This is a genomic window from Kocuria sp. ZOR0020, assembly GCF_000800955.1.
Classification (GTDB): domain Bacteria; phylum Actinomycetota; class Actinomycetes; order Actinomycetales; family Micrococcaceae; genus Kocuria; species Kocuria subflava.
Window position 1 is genome coordinate 1 of record NZ_JROX01000293.1, and the last position, 1,136, is coordinate 1,136.

General features: G+C 69.5%; 2 protein-coding genes. One reads left to right on the plus strand and one right to left on the minus strand.

Annotated features, from left to right (window positions below; genetic code table 11):
• A partial coding sequence (locus L979_RS13140; RefSeq protein WP_047692655.1) for a cell wall metabolism sensor histidine kinase WalK occupies positions 1-838 on the plus strand: 838 nt, incomplete at its 5' end.
• A gap of 23 nt (positions 839-861) precedes the next feature.
• Here the strand turns inward: L979_RS13140 and L979_RS13145 are convergent.
• Positions 862-1,136, minus strand: a 275-nt coding sequence (locus L979_RS13145; RefSeq protein ID WP_047692656.1) for an integrase core domain-containing protein, incomplete at its 5' end; no start/stop codon positions are given.

Below are 1,136 nucleotides of genomic sequence, written 5' to 3' on the forward strand. Positions count from 1 at the left end.
CCAGGCCATGGCCCGCAGCCGCTACGACACCCGGGTCCCCGCCATGGGCGCCGGCGCTGAGGTGGACGCCCTCGCCGGGGCGTTCAACACCATGGCCGCCCAGCTGGAGCGCACCGAAGACACCCGCCGACGGATGCTCTCCGACCTGGCCCACGAGATGCGCACCCCCATCTCCGTGCTCACGGTCTACCTGGAGGCGCTCCAGGACGAGGTCGCCCACTGGGACGAGACCACCAGCGAGCTCATGGGTGAACAGCTCGCCCGCCTCACCCGTCTGGTGGAAGACATCAACGACGTCTCCCGCGCGGAGGAAGGCCGCATCATCCTGGACCGCACCGAACAACCTGTGGCCGAGCTGGTGCGCGCGGCCGCCGAGGCCCACCGGGAGGCCTACGCCGCCGAAGGTGTGGCCCTGAACATCGACGTCGACGAGACCGCCGGGGACATCGAGGCCGACCGGCAACGCATGGGCCAGGTGCTGGGCAACCTGCTCTCCAACGCCCTGCGCCACACCCCAGCCGGCGGACAGGTCACGCTCAGCGCCAACCGGCAGGGCCCAGGGCGGGTGGCCATCCGTGTCGCCGATACCGGCGACGGCATCAGCCTGGAGCAGATACCTCACGTTTTTGAACGTTTCTACCGCGGTGACACCGCCCGCGACCGCGACCATGGTGGCTCCGGGATCGGCCTGACCATTTCCAAGGCCCTGGCCGAAGCCCACGGCGGACGTCTCACAGCCACCTCCCCTGGTCGCGGGCAGGGCGCGGTCTTCACGGTGGAGCTGCCCGCCCACCAGCGGACTGGGTCATCCCCGGCTACGGTGAGCGCACGAAACTGAAGCGTCCTGGGTTTCGTCCGTGGTCAGACGGTCGCGGGTGCGGTCGTCGTGGGGTGAGTGTAGGCGGCCTCGACGTCTGCGGGCGTGCGGTAGTCGAGGGCCTCGTGAAGGCGCTGGGTGTTCCACCAGTTGACCCAGCCCATCGTGGCGAGTTCGACCGTGCTGGCCGTCTCCCAGACGGGCCGGGAGTAGATCAGCTCGGTCTTGTAGAGCCCGTTGACGGTCTCTGCGAGAGCGTTGTCGTAGGAGTCTCCGACGGTGCCGACCGACGCGGTCACTCCCGCGGTCACGAGCGCGT